The organism is Leucobacter chromiiresistens (assembly GCF_900102345.1).
Taxonomy (GTDB): domain Bacteria; phylum Actinomycetota; class Actinomycetes; order Actinomycetales; family Microbacteriaceae; genus Leucobacter; species Leucobacter chromiiresistens.
Genome location: NZ_FNKB01000001.1, coordinates 238,216 through 260,273, shown reverse-complemented (window position 1 = coordinate 260,273; position 22,058 = coordinate 238,216). Strand labels below are relative to the sequence as shown.

The window sequence follows — 22,058 nt, the reverse complement described above, 5'->3', positions numbered from 1 at the left end:
CGGTCTCCTGCGGGTCTCGGATCAGAGGTTGTCGAGCGCGCCGGTGCGGCGCACGGCGCTGAGGTAGATGATGACGAGCACGATCGGCACGAACGAGAACGCCGCGGCGAGGGGCGGGTTCAGGTTGATGTTCTGGGCGATGATGCTGCCGATCATCTGCGTCGATCCGCCGACGTACATGGCGGCGATGTAGTCGCCCAGGCTGAGGGAGAACGTGAAGATCGATCCGGCGATCAGCGCCGGCAGCAGCAGGGGTGCGACGACGGTGCGAATAGTGCGCGCTCCGCTCGCGCCGAGGTCGGAGGACGCGTCGAAGAGGTTGGTGGGGATCTGTGAGACGGCCGCGTAGACGGGGATCGCCATGTAGGGGAACCAGAGGTAGACGAGGGTGAGGATGACGGTGAGCGTGCCGAAGCCGGGGCCGGTGATGCCGAAGGGCGAGAGCGCCCAGTTGAAGAACCCCTCATCCGTCCAGACGAGGCGCATAGCGATGATCTTCACGAGGTAGCCGGCCCAGAGGGGCAGCGTCACGAGGATCGCGAGCACGGCGCGGAGTCGCGGGCCGGCGACCTTCGCCATGAAGACGGCGAGCGGGATCGCGACGGCCGCGCAGATCGCGGTGACGGCGAGTGCGATGCCGAGGGTGCGCAGCGCGGTCGACAGGTAGGCGGGAACGGTGACGAGCTGCTCGAAGTTCTCGAGGGTGAAGCCGGGTTTCACGCGGGAGGTGAACGGATCGGTCGTCCAGAACGCGGTGAGCAGCAGCAGCACGAGCGAGAGGATGTAGACGCCGAGCAGCCAGGCCATCGGCAGGGTCAGGAGCGACGCGAGGCGGCCGCGCGGGTGGCGGTAGAGCGCGGTCGAGAGCGGCTTGGTGCGACGCTCGAGGGTCGGCGGGTGCGACACGATGGTTCCTCACTGACGGATGGTGGTGTGGGGGGAGTGGTGCGGTGCGGGTGGCCGGGGCGCGGCCCCGGCCACCCTGCGGGCGTCAGCCCTTGACGGTCGCCCAGGCGCTGGTCCAGTCCTGGTAGTTGGTGCACTGCACGTCGGTGCGGCCGTCGAGGCACTGATCGATGGGCGTGGTCCAGAACCACACCTTCTCGAAGTACTCCTCATCGGTCGCGTTGTAGTAGTCGCAGTGCTCGCGCGCCTCGTCGCTCGTCTCGCAGAAGGCTGCGTTGGCGGGCGCCATGCCGAAGTTCATCGCGATCTGGCCGTTGACCTCGGGGCTGCTGGTGTAGTCCATCCAGGCGTAAGCGCAGTTCGGGTGCTCGGATTCCGCTGCGAGCATCCACGCATCCGACCAGCCGGTCGAGCCCTCCTCGGGCAGCACGCTCTGGAACTTCTCATCCTGCGTGGCCTTGCGCAGCACCTCCCATGAGGTGCCGACGACGGAGTTGCCGCCGGTGAACGAGGTGACGTTGGTGGCGGGCGACCAGTACTCGGAGACCATGCCGTTCTGCTGCTGCAGCAGCTCGACGGCGGCGGCCAGCTGCTCCTCGTCGAGCGCGTAGGGGTTCTCGATGCCGAGGTCGGGCTGCGTCGCCATCAGGTAGATCGCGGCGTCGGCGATGTAGATGGGGCTGTCGTAGGCGGCGATGTTGCCGGCGTAGGGGCTGTCCTCCTCCCATACGACGTCCCAGCTCGTCGGCGCTTCGGTGACGACCTCGGAGTTGTACTCCAGGATGTTCGCGCCGCGGCCGATCGGGATGCCGTAGACGTTGCCGTTCAGCGTGTCGTAGAGCTGCCCCTTCATGCCCTCGACGATGTCGTCGCCGAAGTTCGGGATCAGCTCGGTGTTGAGCGGCTGCACGTTGCCGTCGACGATGAGGCGGAGGCTGGCGTCGCCGGAGGCGGAGACGAGGTCGTACTCTCCGGTGCGCATGAGCTGCACCATCTCGTCGCTCGTGGCGGCGACCTTGCGGTTGACCTTGCAGCCGGTGTCGGCGGTGAACTGGTCGGCCCAGGCGGGCTCGACGAAGCCGGACCACGCGACGATGTTGACCTCCGACTCCATGTCGCCGAGCGACTCGACCGCGGGGAGGTCGGGGACGTCGATCTCGATCTCTCCGGGCGCCGAGTCGCCGCCGCTGCTCGAGCAGCCCGACAGGGCGAGTCCGGCTGCGGCGATGAGCGCTGCCGGGATGGCGAGTTTCTTGTGCATCGTTACTCCTTCGTAGGCGATTGGGTGGTGCGGGTGGTGCGGGTGGTTCGGGTGGTGGTTCTGCGGGGGTCGCGCACGGGGTGCGCGTGCATCGCGGGGGATGCGGATCCGGGGGCGGTCAGACGCTCGGCACGGCGACCGCATGGTCGCGCGCGAACCGCAGACTCACGGTGTCGCCGCGGGAGATGCTGGGGGTGGTGCGCGGGGTGTCGGTGTTCTGCGTCTCGGAGATGAAGCGCGTGCCGCCGTCGGTCTCGACGAGGTAGCGCGTGTGCGCGCCCGCGTACACGGTTTCGACGATGGTGCCGGGGAGTGCGACGTCGGCGGCGTCGACGGGCGAGGTCGGGTCGACGAGCCGCACGCGCTCGGGCCGCACGCTGTGCGCGGCGCCGGTTCCGAGGATGCGCTGGGCGGTGGCGTCGGCGAGCAGGTTGGTGACGCCCAGGAACTTGGCGACGAACTCGGTGCGGGGGAACTCGTAGACCTCGCGCGGGCTGCCGACCTGCTCGATCTTGCCGTTGTTGAAGACGGCGACGCGGTCGGAGAGGGTCAGCGCCTCCTCCTGGTCGTGGGTGACGAAGACGAAGGTGATGCCGACGTCGCGCTGGATCTGCTTGAGCTCGAACTGCATCTGCTCGCGGAGCTGCTTGTCGAGCGCTCCGAGCGGCTCGTCGAGCAGCAGCACCTTCGGGCGGAGGATCAGGGCGCGCGCGAGCGCGATGCGCTGGCGCTGACCGCCCGAGAGCTGGGCGGGGGATCGCTCGGCGACGTGGGCGAGCTGCACCTGCTCGAGCGCTTCGGCGACGAGGCGTCGGCGCTCCGCCGCGGGGACGCCGCGGACGGTGAGGCCGTAGGCGACGTTCTGTGCGATGGTGAGGTGCGGGAAGAGGGCGTAGTCCTGGAAGACCGTGTTGACGTCGCGGTCGAAGGGCGCCGACTTCGTCACGTCGGTGCCGTGGAGGAGGATCGTGCCGGCCGTGGGCTCTTCGAAGCCGGCGATCATGCGCAGCACGGTCGTCTTGCCCGAGCCCGATGGGCCGAGCATCGAGAAGAACTCGCCGGCGCGGATCTCGATGTCGAGATCGTTGACGGCGACGAGGTCGCCGAACTCCTTGCGCACGCCGCGCACCGATACGGCGGTGTCCCCCTGCAGATCTGGGGCGGGGACTGAATGTGTCATGCGGATGCTCCTCAACGTCGTTGTCGGCCCGATGAGAAGAACCATAACATATGGGTTTATAGGTTTAAATACGCGGGGCGTCCCGCAGGTTACAGTTCGATCACGGAGCGGTGGCGGCAAAATCTCAGACCAGTCGTGACACACTCGGTACGTTCGTGAGAATCGGAGGAGAACGGTGAGCGCACACACGCCGACCTCGCCTCCGAGTCGCCTCCGCACCGCGGCCCTCGCCCCGATCGGCGACGAGGGGCGCATCGAACTCGTCGAATCGCGGATCGTCCAGGCGATCTCGGTCGGAGCCTTCACCGAGGGCGAGCGCCTCCCCAGCGAGACCGAGCTGTCGGCGCTCCTCGGCGTCGCCGTCGTCACCGTCCGCGAAGCCCTCGGCGGGCTCCGCCATCGCGGGCTCATCGAGACGAAGCGCGGCCGCAACGGCGGCAGCTTCGTGCGGCCCAGCCACGGCTCGGTCGAGGAGGTCAATGCCCGCGCGCTGCAGGCGATGCCGCGCGTCGCCCTCGCCGATCTCGGCGTGCACTACGAGGCCATCTGCTGCGCCTGCGCCGAGTACGCGTGCCAGCGCGCGACCCAGGGGGAGATCGATGTCGTCGCCTCCGTCGCCGAACGCGCGCGCGACCTCGACCGCGTCGCCTGGCGTCGGCGCATCACCGAGATCCAGCTCGAGCTCGCGGCGCTCAGCCAGTCGGTGCGGCTGACCAAGGAGCACGTGCGCGTGCAGACCGAGTTCACGCCGCTGCTCGCGCTGCAGGACCTCGACGAGGGGGCGCGCACCGCGACGCAGCAGGCGCTCATGGCGCAGATCCGCGCCACACGCGCACGCGACGTCGATGCGGCGCGATCCGCCATCCGCGAGACGGTGCGCGCGTCGACCCGCTGGCTCGTCAGCCTGCGCAGCGAGTTGATCGCGACGCCGCGCGATGCCGATCTTCGTGGCACACTGGAATCGCGTCGTCGGGAGAGGTGACCCTCCGGCGACCTCGAAGAAGAGGAAGAGAGTGCCGTGACCGTCGCGCCCGAACCCGCAGATGCCCCGCTCCGCGAGGCCCTGCGCCACGTCGATGAGTTCTTCGACGGCGTATTCGCTCCGCTCGACCGATGGGTGCCGACGCTCGCCTCGGCGCTGCGCCGCCAGTCCGAGCGCGGCTCGCTGACCGGCAGGCACCTCGCGGCCCTCGCGAAACCCGGCGCCTACGAGGTGCTCGACACGGAGGGGCGCCCGCTCTACGGCGCGGGGTTCTGCGCCAGCGACGAGCTCGTGGGCGAGGGCAACCCGCTCGCGTGGTGGCAGGGGCCCGACCGCGCCCTGCTCGCGTCGTCGACGTTCGGCCCCGGGCAGGCGGCCATCGACCTGATGCGCCTCGAGTGGTACCGGGTGCCCGAGGCGACGGGGGATCGCCACGTCGCCGGCCCCTTCGTCGACTACCTCTGCTCGAACGAGGTGACCATCACCTCGGCGGTGCCGCTGCTCGTCGGCGGCGACTTCTGGGGCGTCGTGTGCGCCGATGTGCTCGTCTCGTCGCTGGAGGAGGCGCTGCTGCCCGTGCTCGACGGGCATGCAGGATCGACGCTCGTCAACGCGAACGGGCGCGTGGTGCTGTCGAACGACCCCGACTTCGAGACGGGCGACCGCTACCCGGGCGCCGACCCCGACGACGGGCTCGGGGCGCTCGAACGCTCGGAGGGCGCCGTGCGCGTGCTGTCGTCGCAGCGGTACCCGTTCTCGCTCGTCGTGGCGGCGTGACCGCCGGGCGCCCCCGCTAGAGCAGGTGGCCGCCGCCCGTCACCTTCATGCGGCTGACGAGGTGCTTCACGTCTTGCGCGCGGCTCTTCGACGTGACGAGCAGCACGTCCGCGGTGTCGACCACGACCACGTCCTCGACGCCGACGAGCGCCACGAGGCGGCTGCTCTCCGAGACGACGATGCCGCTCGACGCGTCCGAGAGCACCTGCGCTCCGTCGCCCAGCACGGCGAGGTCGCTGCCGCGGCCCCGCGTCAGCAGGTTCGCGACGGAGGCGAAGTCGCCCACGTCGTCCCAGTCGAAGTGCGCGGCGACGCACACCATCTTGCCCGCGGCGGCGGCCGGCTCGGCCACGGTGTAGTCGATCGCGATCTTCGGCAGGGTGGGCCACAGGCGCTCCCGCACATCGGCGCCCCGCTCAGTGTCCCAGGCGGCGGCGATCTCGCGCAGCGCCGAGACGAGCGCGGGCTGCTGCAGCGCCATCTGGTCGAGCAGCACGGTCGCGCGCGCGATGAACATGCCCGCGTTCCAGAGGTACCCGCCGTCGGCGAGGTAGCGCTCGGCCTGCTGCGCGTCGGGCTTCTCTACGAACTCGGTGACGTCGTAGACGTCGAACGGCGCCAGGTCGCGCCGCGCATCGCCCGTCGAGATGTAGCCGAAGCCGGTCGCGGGGTGCGAGGGGTGGATGCCGATGGTCGCGATGTACCCCTGATCCGCCGCCTGCACCGCGGTGGTCACGGCCCGCTGGAAGAGCACGTCGCCGCGGATCACGTGGTCGGCGGCGAAGGAGCCGAGGATCGCGTCGGGGTCGCGCAGCTCCAGGATCGCGGCGGCGAGGCCGATGGCCGCCGACGAGTCCTTCGGCTCGCTCTCGGTGACGAGGTTCTCGGCCAGCAGGTCGGGCAGCTGCTCCGCGACCGAGTCGCGGTGCGAGCTGCCGGTCACCACCATCGTGCGGCCGGCCGGCGCGAGCGGGGCGAGCCGATCCCACGTCGCGCGCAGCAGCGAGTCCCCCGAGCCGGTCAGATCGAGCAGGAACTTCGGCGCGTTCGCGCGCGACAGCGGCCACAGGCGCGACCCGACGCCGCCCGCGGGGATCACGCACGTGAGACGTTCGATGGCTGGGGCGTGCGCGGAGCTCTCGGTCATGCGTTCAGCCTAGTGCGCGGCCCCAGGAGATCGACTCACCGGCCGCGCTGCGCCTCTGGGGGATCCCGAGGGGGTTGGCGTCGCGCAGCGCCGCGGGGAGATAGGCGCTCGGCGCGTTCTGGAAGGCGACCGGGCGGAGGAAGCGGCCGATCGCCGCCGTGCCCACCGAGGTGCTCGAGTCGTTCGTCGTCGCCGGCCAGGGCCCGCCGTGCTGCTGAGCGGGGGTCACCGCGACGCCGGTCGGCCACCCGTCGAAGATCACGCGGCCCGCGTGCTCGGCGAGCGCGGAGACGAGCGCGGCGAGTGCGGGATCGGCGCCGGCGTCGGCGGCGGAGGCGGCGTCGGACGTGCCGTCGCGCTCGCTGCGGCTCAGATGGAGGGTGCCGGTGAGCGAACCGGTGATGAACTCGCCGACGAGCGGTGCGAACGGCTCGCCCGCGGGCACGTCGACGATGACGGAGCAGGGGCCGAAGTGCTCCTCCGCCAGTACGTCGGGGTGCGCGCGCAGCGTGTCGAGCGAGACGCGCACGATGGTGGGCGTGACCCAGCCGTCGTCCTCCGCATCGATGCGCGTCGTGCCGCAGACGACGGGGTCGACGCCGTCGGTGGCGAGCACGGCCTCGAGCTCGGCGCGGTAGGCCTCCGCGATGCGCGGGGCGAGGAGGCGGTGCTCCGCCGCGCCCGCGGCCGCGCCCGCCTCGGCCAGGGCGTTCAGGAAGGCGTCGTCCGGGGCGGCGAACAGCAGCCCCGGCTTCGTGCAGAGCTGGCCGGCCGATCCGGCGACGCTCGCGACGTAGTCGGCGGCGAGCGCCGGTCCGTTCTCGGCCATCGCGGCCGGGGTGATGAACACCGGGTTCACGCTGCCGAGCTCGCCGTAGAACGGGATCGGCGCCGGTCGCGCGGCGGCCAGGTCGGCGAGGATGCGCCCGCCGCGCGTCGAGCCGGTGAACGAACCGGCGCGCACGCGGGCGTCCTGCACCGCGGCCACTCCGGCCTGCTGCCCGTGGATGAGCTGCAGCGTTCCCGCCGGGAGGCCGAGATCCCGGACGATCCGCTGCGCGACCCCGGCCGTCGCCTCGGAGAGCTCGGGGTGGCCCGAGTGGGCCTTGACGATGAGCGGGCACCCGGCGGCGAGGATCGAGGCGGAGTCGCCCCCGAGCACGGAGAACGCGAACGGGAAGTTGGATGCGGAGAAGTTGAGCACGGGGCCGACGGGGATGCGGGTGCGGCGCAGGTCGGGCCGCGCGCCGAGCACGAAGCCGGGGTCGGCCTCGTCGATGCGGGCATCCGCGCCGTCGCCCGCGCGCACCGCTTCGGCGAAGAGCCGGAGCTGCACGGCCGTTCGCGCGACCTCGCCGTCGAGGCGGGCGCGGGTCAGCCCGGTCTCCTGCTCCGCGATCGGGACGAGGCGATCCCGCGCGGCTTCGAGCGCGTCGGCGAGGGCGATCAGCAGTGCGGCTCGGGCGCGGGGCTGCTGCGCGGCGAGCGCGGGCGCGGCGGCGGCCGCTCGGTCGAGTACCAGTTCGAGTGCGTCGGGCGTGGTGTCCATGGTGTGCTCCGATTCGGTCGGGTTCAGTGCGCGGCGGGGTGCAGGGCGAGCTCGAGGTCGATCTCGACGGTCGCGTTCTTGGGGAGGCGCGGCACGCCGATCGCGGTGCGGGCGTGCCGCCCGGCCTCTCCGAGTGCGGCGCGGAGCAGCCGCGAGGCGCCCTCGGCGACGGCGGGCTGGTCGGCGAAGTCGGGGCCGCTCGCGACGTACACCTGCAGCTTGAGCAGTTGGGCGACGCGGTCGAGGCCGACGGCGCGCTCGATCTGGGCGAGCGCGTTCAGCGCGCAGAGTTCGGCCGCCTCCCGGCCGCGGGCGGCCTCGGCGTCGGTGCGCACGGGCCCCGTGAATGCGATGTCGCCGTCGCGCCGGGGGATCTGGCCCGAGACGTGCGCGAGATCTCCCCGCACGAGCACGGGATCGTAGGAGTACGCGCCGGCCGCGGGCGTCGGCAGCACGTGCCCGAGGTCTGCGAGGCGCTGCACGGGCGTGATCGGCGGTGCGGGAGTGGTGCTCATCGCGGTGCTCCTGTTCTCTGCGGAGGGGATGGTGATGGCGGGCGGGCGGTGCGCGGCGCCAGTGCCAGTGCCAGTGAAACCGGCGCATCCGTTCGTGTCCAGTATCAAAAGGGGTTCGACTGATGCCATCGGGGTATCGATCCCTCTGCGAGCGAGGTGCCCGCTGGTCGATACCCCGAAAGACTCAATGGATGCCGAAAGAGTGTTAGACAGGTATCTTCGATCGCTTTGATACTGAGGGTCATGCTTCGTCCGCCTCATCGTCGAGGACTCGTCGAGAGTGGATGCGCTGTCAAGATGACTCGCTCCGTGCCGGTCACCGCACCTTGAACTTGGGAAGGCCATGAACATCGATACTTCGAAGCACACTTCCGTCAGAGATCCGCAGAGCATCGCCGCTCCGTCCAGTCTCACCCAGACGCTCGCGATCGCCCCGGCCGCGCGCAAGCGCTCCCTCCCATCCGGCGTCGACAAGGCGGTCAAGGCCGCGGTCGGCATGCTCGCGATCCTCGCGATCTGGGAACTCGTCGTCCGGGTCTTCCAACTGCCGGCCTACCTGCTCGTTGGCCCGATCGCGGCCTTCGAGAAGCTCTTCGCACAGCCCGACTACTTCGCGCACCACGCCTGGGTCACGGTCACCGAAGCCCTCGCCGGCTTCGCGCTCGGCACCGGTCTCGGAGTGCTCTGCGGGGCGACGCTCTTCTACATTCCGGCGGTGCGGCACTTCCTCTACCCGGCGCTCATCGCCGTCGACACGATCCCGAAGGTCGCGCTCGCCCCGCTGTTCATCGTCTGGTTCGGCTTCGGATTCGAATCGAAAGCGTTCGTGGCGATGGCGATCGCGTTCTTCCCGCTCGTCATCAACACCTTCGACGGGCTCTCCGCCGTGCCCAACGAGCTGAAGGAGCTCGCCCGCATCAACAACGCGAGCGCGTGGATGCGGATGCGCAAGATCGAGTTCTGGTACGCCCTGCCGTCGATCTTCTCCGGAGCCAAGATCTCGATCTCGCTCGCCGTGGGCGGCGCCGTCGTCGGCGAGTTCATCGCCGGCACCGACGGCCTCGGGCAGGTGATCCTCCGGGCGAACGCGCAGAGCGACCTCGCCACGATGTTCGCCGCGTTCATGGTGCTCGCCGCGATCTCCCTCCTGCTCTTCTACCTCATCACCCTCATCGCCGCCCGCCTGCTTCCCTGGCGCAACCACGTCAAGTAGCGCCGGCGCACCACACCCCCAGCATTTCCGTTCGAGAAAGGACGCCCGCACATGCGCGCACAGAACACCACGGTCGCGGCGATGCTCGCCGCCACCGCGCTCCTCGCGACCGGCTGCGCCGGACCCGGGGCCGCCGGAGCCGGAGGCTCCGACCAGGTCGACTTCATGCTCGACGTCGCCGTGCTGCCGAAGCACGCTCCCTTCTACGCCGCCGTCGACGCGGGGTTCTACGAGGCGGAGGGCATCGACGTCGAGATCATGCCCGGCTCGGGATCCGCGAACACAGTGGCCTCCGTCGACACCGGCCGCGTCGACTTCGGCTGGGCCGACTACAACGTGTCGATCCTCAACCGCGCCCAGGGGGCCTCGATCCGGCAGGTCAACCTCGTGCAGGCGAAATCCGCCTACGCCGCCCTCGCGCTCCCCGACTCCGGCATCGCCGACTGGGACGACCTCAAGGGGAAGACGGTCGCGACCGAGGGCAACGGCGCCATGGTCGCGATGTGGCCGGCCGTGCTCGACAAACTGGGATGGAACGAGGGCGACGTCGAGATCGTCTCCGCAGCCGGCGAGGCCAAGATTCCGGGGCTCATCGCGGGGCAGTGGGACGCCAACCTCGCCCTCTCGGTCTCGGACGGCCCCACCCTGATCGCCGAGGGCTACGACCCGGTGGTGCTGAACTGGGCCGACCTCGGTCTGCTCTACTACGGCAACGGCATCATCACCTCCGACCAGACCATCGACGAGGATCCCGAGCTCGTCGAGCGCTTCAACCGCGCCACGCAGCGCGGATTCGCGTGGGCGTGCCAGAACCAGGAGGAGGCTGCGGCCTCGTTCGACGCGGCGGTGCCCGGCTTCGACGCGGCAGCGGTCGCCGACGGCATCTCCGGCCAGTGCGACCTCATGTGGGACGACGAGAACGTCGAGTCGGGCTTCGGCACGATGAGCGACGCCGGCGTGCAGCGGCAGATCGACCTCGCCGCCGAGTTCCTCGGCCTCGAGAACCCCGACGACGTCGACCCCTCGGACATCTACACGAACGACTACCTCGAGCCGCTCGGCCCGGACGAGCAGATCGAGGCGCCGTCCGCGTGAGCGGAGGGCGGAAAGGATACGCATCATGACGATCACCGAACCGGTCATCAGCGTCCGCGACGTGGGCATGACCTACACCGCGCGAGACGGAGCGAGCAACACCGTGCTGCGCGGGTGCGACTTCGACATCGCGCCCGGAGAGTTCGTCTCCATCGTCGGGCAGTCGGGCGGCGGCAAGACCACGCTGCTCAAGATCATCTCGGGGCTGCTCGAGAACACCGAGGGCGAGGTGCTCGTGCGCGGCCGCGGGGTGAAGGAGGCGCTCCGAGACATCGCGATGGTCTTCCAGAGCCCCACGCTGCTGCCCTGGCGCAACAACCTCGCGAACGTGCTGCTGCCGATGGAGTTCCGGCGCCGTTCCACGGCGGAGGCGAAGGCGCACGCGCTCGAACTGCTCGAGCTCGTCGGCCTCGGCGACAAGGCGAAGAACTACTCCTACGAACTCAGCGGCGGTATGCAGCAGCGGGTGTCGATCTGCCGCGCCCTCGTGTCGCACCCCGAGATCCTGCTCATGGACGAGCCCTTCGGCGCGCTCGATGCCATGACGCGCGATCAGATGAACTTCGAGCTGCAGCGCATCTGGCAGGAGACCCGGCGCAGCGTCCTGTTCGTCACGCACAGCATCCCCGAGGCGGTCTGGCTCGCGGATCGCGTGCTCGTCGTCGGCGACCGCCCCGGGCGCATCATCGCCGCCATCACGGTCGATCTGCCCCGGCCCCGCTCCAAGGACTCGCGGTACGCCGACGAGTTCGCCGACCTGGTCGCCCGGGTCGAAGGGCTGCTGGGCGTCGAAGCCGGCATCAGCTGAACCAGTACACGAAGAAGTGAGGAAGCAACGCACCATGGCAAGAATCATCTGCGACCCGCAGGCAGTCGCCGAGCGCTACGGCTTCGTGCCGAACGAGCGACTCCTGTTCTCGGCGATCCGCCTCGACTCGTTCCCGTTCGTCACGCCCCTCATCTTCGAGGATTCGGGCACCGAGGTGATGCTCGCGCGCCAGCAGGAGCAGGGCAACATCGTGACGGGAGGCGGCGTCGATCCCGAACGCATCCGCTTCTACGAGCCGTGGGTCACGATCGATCCGCGCCCGGTGGCCGACTTCCCGGCCGCGCCCAACCTTCCGGCGCTGGTCAAGGAGCTCGTGGGGGAGGGGCCGGTCGACCTCGATCCGCGTGCGCCCTACACGCACTACCTCAAGCTGAGCGGCGAGGTGGACGTGCGCGTCGAGCTCCCCGAGGCCGCGCCCGTGCGGGTGTACGAGATCGATCAGGCCGCCGTGCTGGCGCGCTTCTCGGGGTGGCGCTCATCCGGCATCCCGGTCGCGCAGCGGCTCATTGCGGAGGTCGACCACCTCGCCGGGCTCGAGCGCGAGCTCTCCGCCGACGCCGACACGCGGTTCTCGGCACTGGCCGATGTCGCCGAGCAGCTGGGCGTCGACGCGATCCTGCTCTCCTCCGCACCCAACTACTCGGAGGTCACCGGCACGGTCTGGCAGCCGGGAGCCGTCGCCCTCTGGGCGGACGGACGCGTGTTCGCGATCGCGGAGCAGCGGGTGGAGGGCGTCGAGGGAGCGCTGCACGGCGCCTATGGCTCCGCAGCAGAGGCCGTCACCGCTCTGGCGACCGGGCCGCGACTCGCGTTCGAGGAGCAGTGGGAGCACAGCTCCCTCGGCATCCGGCTCACCGACGCGGGCGTCGTGCTGGTCTCCGCATCGCGAGCACTCGGATCGTGGCGCGACGAGCGCGACGCCGAGGATCTCCCGTTCCAGCTCATCGCGGCGCGCGCGTCGACGACGGCGATCGAGCAGACCGTCGCGTGGGCACACGAGCACCTCGACGCCGGCGAGGCGTTCACCGAGAACGAGCTGTACGCGCGGTACCTCGAGTTCCTCGCGCGTTTCCGCACGGAGCACGAGATCCCGTTCGACGTCGAGCCATACTTCACGAACCTGCACTCGTCGCAGCGGATGCTCTTCCCCGGGCCCCCCACCGACTTCAGGATCGACGAGACCACCACGTGCGTGCAGCTCGACGCCGGAGTGAAGGTCGTGATCGACGGCGTCGTCGTCGCCACGAGCGACATGGCGCGCTCGGTGCTGCGCACCCCGGAGGGGCGGGAGGCGTACGAGCTGCTGACGCGCGCGGTGCGCGAGGCCATCATCCCCCAGCTGCGCCCCGGCGTGGTCTGCGAGGACGTGCATGCGCAGACGCTCGAGCACCTCGCCACGATCCGCCCGCGGATGCGGGAGATCGGCCTGCTCGGCGACGAGGTCGACTTCGACGCCGAGTACCGCAAGCGCAACGTCGGGCACCTCATGGGCAAGCAGGAGTCGTTCGCGAACGAGCTCAGGCCCGGGTACCGCTTCGTCCTCCGCGAGGGCTCGTACGGTGCGGCCGAGATTCCGTGGCGGTACGACCGCCACGCGATCGGAGTCGAGGATCTCTGGTACATCGGCGCGGAGCGCACCTACAACCTGACGCTGCGCGAGCACTGAGGGGCGCGGATCGACGCCCGACGCCCACGGCGCGCTGAGCCCGACCTCCGCGTCGCGCTCAGCGCGCTTCCGCGGCCCTGCGGAGCTCGTGCACGATGCGCCGCGTCAGCGGCCGGGCGTCGTCGGCGCGCCACACCGCGTGCAACTCGACGGGCTCGGGCTCGCCGGTGACGATGGGGGCGTAGGTGACCCCGGCGATGCCGAGCGTCGCCGCCGATTCGGGCACCAGGGCGACCCCGGTGCCCGCGGCGACCAGGGCGACCATGGTCGACACCTGGCTGACCGTGAACCGGTGCTTCCAGCGGGAGATCGGCATCATCCGGGTCGCGATGTCGTAGAAGTAGCGCGCCTCGACCGGCGAGTGCATGATGATGTCCTCGTTCGCCAGATCCTCGACCCCGATGGGGCTGGTGCGGCGCGAGAGCAGGTGCCCCTCGGGGAGGGCGACGAGCAGCCGCTCCCGGTGGATGCGCTGCGAGCCGAAGTGTGCCGGGTCGAAGGGCGGTCGGCCGATGGCGACGTCGATCTCGCTCTTCGTGAGCGCGTCGAGCTGGTGCTTCGTCACCATCTCCTGCAGCTCGATCGTCACGTCGGGGAGCGCCTGCGAGATGCGGGCGAGCATCGGGCCGAGCAGGGTGAACGCGCTGGAGGCCGTGAACCCGATGCGCACGACGCCCGACAGGCCGGCCGCAACGGTGCGGGCGATGTGGGGCGCCCCGTCCGCGATCGCGAGGATGCGGCGGGCCTCGTCGAGGAACGCGCGCCCCGCGTCGGTGAGTTCGACGCGGCGGTTGCTGCGGTGCACGAGCTGCACGCCCACGATGGCCTCGAGGCGCTGGATCTGGCGGCTGAGCGGCGGCTGCGTCATCTGGAGGCGCTCGGCGGCGCGGCCGAAGTGCAGCTCCTCGGCGACGGCGACGAGCGCGCGCACCTGGTCCAGGGTGTAGGTCATGGTCGCTCCCGGGTTCGACGGTCTGCGTTCGCGGTCGCGCGCGCGTCTCCTCCACCATACCTTTGCGGCATAAAACGATCCAGAAGGAATGTTGGACAGGTATCGCACGCGGAACTTAGCGTGAAGCCATCGGATCACCGGCATCCCGATCGCCCCATCGCAACGGCGCGTTTCCCATAGTCACTGGAGGTCGCACATCGTGCCCAACTTGGAACCATCAGCACTCGCGAGTCAGGTCGGCTCAGGCCTGCTCTCATTCCCCGTCACCCACTTCGACGCCCAGCAGGAGTTCGCGGAGGACCCGTACCGCGAGCACATCGAGTGGCTGAGCGACTACCCGGTCGCCGGCCTCTTCGCGGCCGGCGGAACGGGGGAGTACTTCTCGCTCACCCTCGACGAGGTCTCGCAGGTGGTGGCCGCCGCCGTGCAGCAGGTGAACGGACGCACCGCCGTGCTGGGCCCCGCCGGCGGCTCCGTTCGCAGCGCGATCGCCCAGGCGCGCGCCGTCGAGGCGGCCGGAGGCGACGGCATCCTCCTCTTCCCGCCGTACCTCACCGAGGCCGGCCAGGCAGGCCTCGAGGCGTACGTGGAGGCCGTCTGCCGGGCCACCCGGCTCGGCGTCATCGTCTACCACCGCGCCAATGCGCAGTACTCCGCCGAGACGCTGCAGCGCCTCGCGGATCGTCTCCCCAACTTCATCGGCCTGAAGGACGGCGTGGGCTCGATCGAGCAGATGACCCACATCTACTCGACGCTCGGCGACCGGCTCACCTACGTGGGCGGCCTGCCCACCGCGGAGACGTTCGCCCTGCCCTACCTCGAGCTCGGCGTCACCACCTACTCGTCGGCGATGTTCAACTTCGTGCCCGAGTTCGCCATCGACTTCTACAACGCCGTGCGGCGCCGCGACCACGCCGCCGTGTTCGCGGCGCTCCGCGACTTCGTGCACCCGTACCTCGACGTGCGCAACCGGGTGCCCGGCTACGCGGTGTCGATCGTCAAGGCGGGCCTCGACGCCGTCGGCCGCACCGGCGGACCGGTGCGACCGCCGCTGCAGGAGCTCACGCCCGCGGATCGCGACGACCTCGCGCGGGTCATCGAGCGCGCGGCGGTGCCCGCGCTCGTGTGAGCCCGTATCGGCCCATTCGCGGCGACTACTGCGGAGTCGAGCGCCTGTCCGGCGCTCGGCTCCGTTCGCGTTCCGCGCCCGTTCGGCGATGAATCATCGGACGAGAAGCGCTCCGCCGCAGCGATCCGCCGCGTTCGGGAGCGCTCCCGAATGGTGTCATAATGGTTCCGCAGTGGATTCTCAGCCACGCTCTCTGTCGGAACGACCCGCGCGTGGCGAGATGGCTCTGTCAGCCGCCGGGCGTCGCCCGGCGAAGCACGAAGGAGGAAGCCTGTGTCAGCCCAAACGGCAGCAGCCGCACCCGTGGCGAAGAAGAAGGTTCGCCCCGGCGGCACCCTCTACCGCGGCAACGAGGGAATGTGGTCGTGGGTGCTGCACCGCATCACGGGTGTCTCCATCTTCTTCTTCCTGCTCGTGCACGTGCTCGACACCGCCCTCGTGCGGGTCAGCCCCGAGGCGTACAACGCCGTCATGAGCACCTACAAGACTCCCGTCATGGGCCTCGGCGAGGCCGTGCTCGTCGCGGCGATCGTCTTCCACGCCTACAACGGCATCCGCATCATCCTCGTCGACTACTGGAGCAAGGGCGCCAAGTACCAGCGCACCATGTTCTGGGTCGTCATGGGGCTCTGGGCGGTGACGATGGCCGGCTTCCTGCCGCGCCACCTGATGAACGTTTTCGGACACTGAGCGCGAGGAGCACAGACATGTCATTGACCATTGACACTCCGCGCGCTGCGACGCCGGCGAAGAAGCGCACCAACTGGGAGAAGTGGGGTTGGGTGTACATGCGCGTCTCGGGCGTGCTGCTCGTCGTGCTGGTCTTCGGCCACCTCTTCTCGAACCTGATGATCGGCGACGGCGTGCACGCCATCGACTTCGGCTTCGTCGGGGGCAAGCTCTCGCAGCCGTTCTGGAAGGTGTGGGACACCCTGCTCCTCTGGCTGGCGCTCATCCACGGCGCGAACGGCATGCGCACGATCGTGAACGACTACGTCGCCCGCCCGCGCCTCGCGAAGGGGTTCAAGCTCGCGCTGTTCCTGTCGGCGGCCCTGCTCATCCTGCTCGGCACCATCGTGATCTACACGCTCGACCCGTGCCCCGCGGGTGCAGACCCGGCGCTCGTCGCCTCGTTCTGCCCGACGCCGTAACCCCCGCGCGCAGCACCGGTTTTCGCAACGAAGAATAGGATTCACGTGACCACAGACACCCACCAGGGCGAAGACGTCACCGTCAAGGACGGCGTCACCTATCATCAGTTCGACGTCGTCATCGTCGGCGCCGGTGGCGCGGGCATGCGAGCCGCGATCGAGGCGGGGCCCAAGGCCAAGACCGCCGTGATCACGAAGCTCTACCCGACGCGCTCACACACGGGCGCGGCGCAGGGCGGCATGGCCGCAGCGCTGGCCAACGTCGAGGAGGACAACTGGGAGTGGCACACCTTCGACACCGTCAAGGGCGGCGACTACCTCGTCGATCAGGACGCGGCTGAGATTCTCGCGCGCGAGGCCATCGACGCGGTCATCGACCTCGAGAACATGGGCCTCCCGTTCAACCGCACGGCCGAGGGCAAGATCGATCAGCGGCGCTTCGGCGGTCACACGCGCGATCACGGCAAAGCGGCGGTGCGCCGCGCCTGCTACGCGGCCGACCGCACCGGCCACATGATCCTGCAGACCCTCTTCCAGAACTGCGTGAAGCTCGGGGTGAACTTCTTCAACGAGTACTACGTGCTCGACCTGGTCATGACCGAGGTCGACGGCGTGCGCAAGCCGTCGGGCGTCGTCGCCTACGAGCTCTCGACCGGCGATCTCCACGTGTTCCAGGCGAAGTCGATCGTCTTCGCCACCGGCGGATTCGGCAAGATCTTCAAGACCACCTCGAACGCGCACACCCTCACCGGCGACGGCGTCGGCATCGTCTGGCGCCAGGGCCTGCCGCTCGAGGACATGGAGTTCTACCAGTTCCATCCGACGGGCCTCGCGGGTCTCGGCATCCTCCTCACCGAGGGAGCGCGCGGCGAGGGCGCGATTCTGCGCAACGCGTCGGGCGAGCGCTTCATGGAGCGGTACGCCCCGACGATCAAGGATCTCGCGCCCCGCGACATCGTCGCCCGCTCGATGGTGCAGGAGGTACTCGACGGCCGCGGCGCCGGCCCGCACAAGGACTACGTGTACCTCGACTGCACCCACCTGGGGGCCGAGGTTCTCGAGACGAAGCTCCCCGACATCACCGAGTTCGCGCGCACCTACCTGGGCGTCGACCCGGTGACCGAGCCGGTGCCCGTCTTCCCGACCGCGCACTACGCGATGGGCGGCATCCCGACGAACAACGACGCCGAGGTGCTCTCCGACAACACGACCGTCGTGCCCGGCCTGTACGCCGCGGGCGAGTGCGCCTGCGTCTCCGTGCACGGGTCGAACCGCCTCGGCACCAACTCGCTGCTCGACATCAACGTGTTCGGCAAGCGCTCCGGCAACAACGCCGCCGACTACGCCAATCGCGCCGACTTCGTTCCGCTCCCCGAGGATCCGGCGAAGATGGTGCGCGAGATGGTGGAGGCGTTCCGCAATGGCACCGGCACCGAGCGCGTGGCCGACCTGCGCCGCGAACTGCAGGAGGCCATGGATCGCGGCGCACAGGTGTTCCGCACGGAGGAGTCGCTCACCGAGGTGCTCGGTGTGATCCACAACCTGCGGCAGCGCTACCTCAACGTCGGGGTGCAGGATCGCGGCAAGCGGTACAACACCGACCTGCTCGAGGCGATCGAGCTCGGCTTCCTCCTCGATCTCGCGGAGGTGCTCACCTACACGGCGCGCAACCGCAAGGAGAGCCGCGGCGGCCACATGCGCGACGACTACCCGAATCGTGATGACGAGAACTACATGCAGCACACGATGGCGTACCTGTCGGGCGACCCCCACTCGGCAGACCCCGAAGATCACATCCGCCTCGACTGGAAGCCGGTCGTCGTCACCAGGAACGAACAGGGCGAGTTGCGCTACCCGCCGCTGGAGAGGAAGTACTAGGTCATGAGCACTGCAACCGCTGAAGCTCCCACGGCTGAGGCTCCGGAAGCACCGAAGCCGTTCACCGTCACCCTGCTGATCCGCCGCTTCGACCCCGAGTCGGGCCGGGACGCGTTCTGGGAGGACTTCGACGTCGAGATGTACCCGACGGACCGCATCCTCGACGCGCTCCACCGCATCAAGTGGGACCAGGACGGCACCCTGTCGTTCCGCCGCTCCTGCGCGCACGGCATCTGCGGGTCGGATGCCATGCGCATCAACGGCCGCAACCGCCTCGCCTGCAAGACACTGATCAAGGACCTCGACATCTCGAAGCCGATCTACGTCGAGGCGATCAAGGGTCTGCCGCTCGAGAAGGACCTCATCGTCGACATGGAGCCCTTCTTCGCGGCCTACCGCGAGGTGCAGCCGTTCCTCGTCGCGAGCTCCGCTCCCGAGGGGGGCAAGGAGCGCCTGCAGACCATCGAGGATCGCGAGCGCTTCGACGACACCACGAAGTGCATCCTCTGCGCCGCGTGCACGACCAGCTGCCCGGTGTTCTGGACGGACGGGCAGTACTTCGGGCCCGCCGCGATCGTCAACGCGCACCGCTTCATCTTCGACTCGCGCGACGACAACGCCGAGGTGCGCCTCGACATCCTGAACGACACCGAGGGCGTGTGGCGCTGCCGCACCACCTTCAACTGCACGGATGCCTGCCCGCGCGGCATCCAGGTGACCAAGGCGATCGCCGAGGTCAAGGCCGCCATCCGCTCCGGCAAGGTCGCGTAGCGCGCACCGAGGCTCTCCCCTCGCTCGCCGTGACCGAATGACGTCGCCCCGGAACCCTTCCGATCGCTCGGAGGATTCCGGGGTGACGCTCGTCTCCGAGGTCGTCGAGCGCGGCCGGCGGCGCTGGGCCTGGGCGCAGCGGCTCCGGCCGGTGCGCACCTACCTGCACTTCTCCGACGTCGGCGGCGTCGTGCTCTCCGGCGGCATGAGCTACCAGGCGCTGTTCGCGGTGTTCGCGGCGCTGTGGCTCGGCTTCGGCATCTTCGGCATCGTGCTGCGGGGCCGACCCGAACTGCTCGACTCGATCATCGCGCAGATCAACCTCTTCATCCCCGGCCTCGTCGGCGCCGGCGGCGCGGTGTCGATCGACGAGCTCATGAGCGCACGCGCGTTCGACTGGTCGAGCGCCATCGCCGGACTGGTGCTCGTGTGGGTCGCGCTGAACTGGTTCACGGGCACACGTAGGTCGATCCGGATCATCTTCGGACTGGAGGTGCGGCTCTACCGCAACCCGGTGCTGCTGAAGCTGCGCGACTTCGTGCTCGCCATCATCTTCTTCGCCGCGATCCTCGTCTCCGCCGCGCTCACCGTGCTGAGCTCGAATCTCGCCGACCACTTCCTCTCCTGGATCGGGGCGAGCGAGACCAGCTGGTTCGTGAGCACGCTCGGCATGATCGTGCGCTACGCGGCCGTGTACGCGTTCGACATCGTGCTGCTCGTCGCCATGCACCGGTACCTCGCCGAGGTGCGGGTGCCGCGCATGCGGCTGATCGTCGGCTGCGGCATCGGCGCGCTCGTGCTGCTGGGCCTCAAGGCGCTGGGCGGCGTGCTCATCGGGGGCGCGACGAACAACCCGCTGCTCGCGACGTTCGCGGTCTTCGCGGGGCTGCTGCTCTGGTTCAACCTCATCTGCCGCGCGCTGCTGCTCACGTCGTCGTGGATCGCGACGGGCCTCGACCCGGAGCTCGGACGCCTGCCCGAAGGGACTACCGAGCCCGACAGCCGGGCCCCGCTGGAGCGCCGCTCGTCGCGCTGAAGTCGATGGGCGTCCAGCGAGAAGCCTGACCGGCGCTCGTGCTGAGCTGCACTTCGATCGTCGCTCCGTCACTCGGATCGGGCAGCGAGATGGGCGTGCTCGTGTACCAGATGCCCAGGCCGTTCGGGCCGGGGATGACTTGCATCCGTTCGAAGTGCTCGACCGCCTGGTCTCCCGAGACCACTCGGGCGACGACGAGCGAGCCGTACAGCTCGGAGCGGCCCTCGATGTAGACCCGCCCGTCGAGGCACTGCGCCCAGCGCAGATCGGTCGGAGCGAACGGGTCGGCTTCGGGCTCGGGCTCGGGTTGCGGTTCGGGCTCGGGCTGCGGTTCGGGCTCGGGGTGCGGGCCGGGGCCCGGCGCGGGTTCGGGCTGCGGAGCGGGCGCGGGCTGCGCACCCGACCCGGGAGCCGGCTCGGGCCGCGGTGCCGGAGGCTGCGGAGCCTCGCCCGCGGGCGCGGCCGGCTCAGCGGGCGGGGCGACCTCCGTCACCGGAACCTCGACGAAGACCGGGTCTGCGCCCGCGCCCGGATCGGCCCCGCCGACACCGCCCCCGTCAGCGCCGCCCGCGTCGCCGCTCGGCTCATCATCTCCGAGCTCGCGCTGCTCGCCGTCATCGGGACCCGCATCGGCCCCGTCGTCCGCATCGGTCGCGTCCGCCGATCCGGCGTCGACCGATTCGGCGGCGACCGCAGGCGTGCTCGCGGCGTCGGCGGACCGCGAGAGCACGACGGCGCCGCCGCCGATCACGAGCGCTGCCGCCGTCGCCGTGGCGATGAGCAGCGTCGCCGATGCGCCGCCGAAGAGGCCTCCACCTGCGACCGCGCCCGCCGGCGCCCCGGCCGAACCCGCGCTCGCGCTCGAGGAGCCCGCCCCGGCGGCTCCGCTCGCGCCGTCGGCGCCCGCGGGCCCGGCCGAGGCGCCCGACCCGGCACCGTGCTGAGGGGGTCCGACCGCCATCGCCGGCGCCGCCGCACCCGCGCCGCCGAGGAACCCGTAAGCCGTGCCGCCGCCGAGCAGAACGCCGATGAGCACGAGCGCGAGCCGGCGGTTGAGCACCGTGTACTCGGCGGCGACCCGGGCGCACGTCTCGCACGAGTCGAGATGCGCCTCGACCTGACGGCTCACCGCGGCCGTGAGCTTGCCGCGCTGGTAGCGCTGCAGATGCCCGAGCGTGGAGCGGCACTCCGCGTCGCGCAGGTCCCGATCGACGTGCGCCTCCACCCAGGCCGAGCGCAGCGCCTCGCGGGCTCGCTTCGCGAGCGCGGAGACCCCGTTCGGGGTGAGCCCGAGTATGCGGGCCACGTCGCGCCGCGGCAGGGTCTCGACCTCGGTGTACCAGAGCACCGCCTGCCACCGCTCGTTCAGCGTGCCGAACGCGCGAGCGGCCGCGGCCCGGTCGAAGGCGTCGTCGTGCCACGGCGCGACCTCCGCGTCGTCGGGCAGGTGATCGAAGTCGTCTCGCGCGTCTTCGGGTCGGCGCCACGTGTCGGCCGCGATCGACTGGATCGTGCGGTAGAGGTAGGGGCGGAACGCTCCCTGCGGGCCGCGGCCCGACAGTACGAGCTCGAGGATGCGCAGGTACGCCTCGGAGACGATGTCGTCGGCCGAGGATGCGGAGCCGAGGTGCCGGGCGGCGACCAGACCCGCTCCGCTGTGCCGCTTCCAGAGCACGGCGAAGGCGGAGGTGTCTCCGCCGCGCGTCGTGTCGAGCAGTTCAGCGTCGGTGAGATCGGCGAGTACCGGGTCGAGCATTCGGGGTCTCCTCGTGGTGCACGTACCCCAATGATCGAGACCCGCGCGCACGCGTTCCCGTGACGCCGCAGACATGCCGCGACGAAACCCCCGACACATAGTATGCGCCGAATCGGCCGAAAAACCGAGTCGAGGGCTCAGGTGCGCAGAAGATTCGGCAAACGCGCGTCACGATTCGGGGGTTCTCGCGTCTCATATGCAAGCCCGGTTCTCGCCTCGCCCCCAACCCAGTAGTACCCCGAGGCGGGAGCCGGGCGATCCCGCA

At 70.1% G+C, this 22,058-nt stretch carries 20 protein-coding genes; 12 read left to right on the top strand and 8 right to left on the bottom strand.

What is annotated here, in order from left to right; translation table 11 throughout:
- Positions 1 to 21: 21 nt before the first annotated feature.
- From BLT44_RS01195 to BLT44_RS01185, 3 genes are all read right to left on the bottom strand, one after another.
- Positions 22 to 906: an ABC transporter permease gene (locus tag BLT44_RS01195; RefSeq protein WP_010155999.1), complete on the bottom strand. Its 885-nt coding sequence runs from the start codon at positions 904 to 906 to the stop codon at positions 22 to 24.
- Positions 907 to 991: 85 nt separating this feature from the next.
- Positions 992 to 2,167 (bottom strand): extracellular solute-binding protein, encoded by a 1,176-nt coding sequence (locus BLT44_RS01190; RefSeq protein WP_010156000.1) that lies wholly within the window; start codon positions 2,165 to 2,167, stop codon positions 992 to 994.
- Between the two features lie 118 nt (positions 2,168 to 2,285).
- The gene (locus tag BLT44_RS01185) at positions 2,286 to 3,347 is read right to left on the bottom strand and encodes an ABC transporter ATP-binding protein (RefSeq protein WP_010156001.1); all 1,062 of its coding nucleotides are present in this window, start codon (positions 3,345 to 3,347) and stop codon (positions 2,286 to 2,288) included.
- Positions 3,348 to 3,522: 175 nt separating this feature from the next.
- On the opposite strand from BLT44_RS01185, the gene BLT44_RS01180 reads away from it, so the two are divergent.
- Together BLT44_RS01180 and BLT44_RS01175 are read left to right on the top strand one after the other, a co-directional pair.
- Positions 3,523 to 4,329: a FadR/GntR family transcriptional regulator gene (locus BLT44_RS01180; RefSeq protein WP_010156002.1), complete on the top strand. Its 807-nt coding sequence runs from the start codon at positions 3,523 to 3,525 to the stop codon at positions 4,327 to 4,329.
- A 36-nt stretch (positions 4,330 to 4,365) separates the two neighbouring features.
- On the top strand, positions 4,366 to 5,106 hold the full coding sequence (locus BLT44_RS01175; protein ID WP_010156003.1) for a PDC sensor domain-containing protein: 741 nt from the start codon (positions 4,366 to 4,368) through the stop codon (positions 5,104 to 5,106).
- Positions 5,107 to 5,122: 16 nt separating this feature from the next.
- Here BLT44_RS01175 and BLT44_RS01170 read toward each other — a convergent pair whose 3' ends face one another.
- From BLT44_RS01170 to BLT44_RS01160, 3 genes are read right to left on the bottom strand one after another with little or no spacing between them, the layout of a single operon-like run.
- A complete protein-coding gene (locus BLT44_RS01170; protein WP_010156004.1) occupies positions 5,123 to 6,253 on the bottom strand; it encodes a mannose-1-phosphate guanylyltransferase in 1,131 nt (376 codons plus the stop codon).
- A 4-nt stretch (positions 6,254 to 6,257) separates the two neighbouring features.
- Complete coding sequence (locus tag BLT44_RS01165) at positions 6,258 to 7,802, bottom strand: aldehyde dehydrogenase family protein (RefSeq protein WP_010156005.1); 1,545 nt, start codon at positions 7,800 to 7,802, stop codon at positions 6,258 to 6,260.
- Between the two features lie 23 nt (positions 7,803 to 7,825).
- Positions 7,826 to 8,317 carry a RidA family protein gene (locus BLT44_RS01160; protein ID WP_010156006.1) on the bottom strand — a complete coding sequence of 164 codons (492 nt, stop codon included), beginning with the start codon at positions 8,315 to 8,317 and terminating at the stop codon, positions 7,826 to 7,828.
- A 343-nt stretch (positions 8,318 to 8,660) separates the two neighbouring features.
- Between BLT44_RS01160 and BLT44_RS01155 the strand changes: the two genes are divergently transcribed.
- The 4 genes from BLT44_RS01155 to BLT44_RS01140 are packed head-to-tail and all read left to right on the top strand — an operon-like array spanning position 8,661 to position 13,120.
- A complete protein-coding gene (locus tag BLT44_RS01155; protein ID WP_010156007.1) occupies positions 8,661 to 9,530 on the top strand; it encodes an ABC transporter permease in 870 nt (289 codons plus the stop codon).
- A 51-nt stretch (positions 9,531 to 9,581) separates the two neighbouring features.
- The gene (locus BLT44_RS01150) at positions 9,582 to 10,625 is read left to right on the top strand and encodes an ABC transporter substrate-binding protein (RefSeq protein ID WP_010156008.1); all 1,044 of its coding nucleotides are present in this window, start codon (positions 9,582 to 9,584) and stop codon (positions 10,623 to 10,625) included.
- 25 nt (positions 10,626 to 10,650) lie between these two features.
- Entirely contained in the window at positions 10,651 to 11,433 is a 783-nt protein-coding gene (locus BLT44_RS01145) for an ABC transporter ATP-binding protein (RefSeq protein ID WP_010156009.1), read from the top strand.
- 34 nt (positions 11,434 to 11,467) lie between these two features.
- On the top strand, positions 11,468 to 13,120 hold the full coding sequence (locus BLT44_RS01140; RefSeq protein ID WP_010156011.1) for a M24 family metallopeptidase: 1,653 nt from the start codon (positions 11,468 to 11,470) through the stop codon (positions 13,118 to 13,120).
- Positions 13,121 to 13,178: 58 nt separating this feature from the next.
- Here BLT44_RS01140 and BLT44_RS01135 read toward each other — a convergent pair whose 3' ends face one another.
- Positions 13,179 to 14,072 carry a LysR family transcriptional regulator gene (locus BLT44_RS01135; protein ID WP_010156012.1) on the bottom strand — a complete coding sequence of 298 codons (894 nt, stop codon included), beginning with the start codon at positions 14,070 to 14,072 and terminating at the stop codon, positions 13,179 to 13,181.
- A gap of 199 nt (positions 14,073 to 14,271) precedes the next feature.
- Between BLT44_RS01135 and kdgD the strand changes: the two genes are divergently transcribed.
- From kdgD to BLT44_RS01105, 6 genes are all read left to right on the top strand, one after another.
- Complete coding sequence (gene kdgD, locus BLT44_RS01130) at positions 14,272 to 15,201, top strand: 5-dehydro-4-deoxyglucarate dehydratase (protein ID WP_029608182.1); 930 nt, start codon at positions 14,272 to 14,274, stop codon at positions 15,199 to 15,201.
- A gap of 273 nt (positions 15,202 to 15,474) precedes the next feature.
- Positions 15,475 to 15,891, top strand: a complete 417-nt coding sequence (gene sdhC, locus BLT44_RS01125) for a succinate dehydrogenase, cytochrome b556 subunit (RefSeq protein WP_143025940.1) — start codon at positions 15,475 to 15,477, stop codon at positions 15,889 to 15,891.
- Positions 15,892 to 15,908: 17 nt separating this feature from the next.
- Entirely contained in the window at positions 15,909 to 16,352 is a 444-nt protein-coding gene (locus BLT44_RS01120; protein ID WP_010156015.1) for a succinate dehydrogenase hydrophobic membrane anchor subunit, read from the top strand.
- A gap of 45 nt (positions 16,353 to 16,397) precedes the next feature.
- Positions 16,398 to 18,230, top strand: coding sequence for a succinate dehydrogenase flavoprotein subunit (sdhA, locus tag BLT44_RS01115; protein WP_010156016.1), 1,833 nt, complete (start codon positions 16,398 to 16,400; stop codon positions 18,228 to 18,230).
- A 3-nt stretch (positions 18,231 to 18,233) separates the two neighbouring features.
- Positions 18,234 to 19,001, top strand: coding sequence for a succinate dehydrogenase iron-sulfur subunit (locus BLT44_RS01110; protein ID WP_010156017.1), 768 nt, complete (start codon positions 18,234 to 18,236; stop codon positions 18,999 to 19,001).
- Between the two features lie 82 nt (positions 19,002 to 19,083).
- The gene (locus BLT44_RS01105; RefSeq protein ID WP_010156018.1) at positions 19,084 to 20,037 is read left to right on the top strand and encodes a YihY/virulence factor BrkB family protein; all 954 of its coding nucleotides are present in this window, start codon (positions 19,084 to 19,086) and stop codon (positions 20,035 to 20,037) included.
- On the opposite strand, the gene BLT44_RS01100 is transcribed toward BLT44_RS01105, so the two are convergent.
- On the bottom strand, positions 19,988 to 21,793 hold the full coding sequence (locus BLT44_RS01100; protein ID WP_074689835.1) for a sigma-70 family RNA polymerase sigma factor: 1,806 nt from the start codon (positions 21,791 to 21,793) through the stop codon (positions 19,988 to 19,990). The two genes, BLT44_RS01105 and BLT44_RS01100, sit on opposite strands and share 50 nt — an antisense overlap.
- Between the last annotated feature and the right edge of the window lie 265 nt (positions 21,794 to 22,058).